Here is a 503-nt window from a genome sequence, read left to right as displayed (position 1 = left end):
GGGCTGGGCTGCATGACATGGAGATTTTTATGAAAAAAATAGTGTGGATGCTATTCAGCCTGGCTTTATTGACTGTATCCCAAGTGACATGGGCCGCGACGGTGGTTAAGGCTAATTTCGTTGCCGGATGGCCCGTTTATGATGGCGGGGAATTTACGTTTACCGGTCATTTTGTGGGAGAAGATTTAAACAACGACGGTTTATTATCTTTCGGGGAGTTTTCGGTTTTTAATTGGAGCTCTGACTCTGCCTCTTTTTCTTTATCAGACCTTTTCGACACAGGTGATATCGTCATCAATACGCAAACCTGGCTGGCTAATGGCGTAAGTTGGGTTGGAGCAGAAGATTTAGCGTACATAACCTGGGATGATAGAGGATCATCCATCAACACTAACATTCTGGGTGAATATCGTTTTACTTCTTTCGAGGTGTCTCCCGTGCCATTGCCACTCGCTCTATTGCTTTTTGCACCTGCACTGCTAGGTTTCATGGGCTTACGTCGT

The 503-nt window shown here is 45.5% G+C and carries 1 pseudogene; it reads left to right on the top strand.

The annotated features are described in order from the left end of the window. Positions 1 to 29: 29 nt before the first annotated feature. A pseudogene (locus B4K20_RS08780) lies at positions 30 to 503 on the top strand (hypothetical protein); the annotation flags it as partial.

The organism is Methylophaga sp. UBA5088, assembly GCF_002414625.1.
Taxonomy (GTDB): domain Bacteria; phylum Pseudomonadota; class Gammaproteobacteria; order Nitrosococcales; family Methylophagaceae; genus Methylophaga; species Methylophaga marina.
This window is presented reverse-complemented; position numbering and strand designations above follow the sequence as displayed.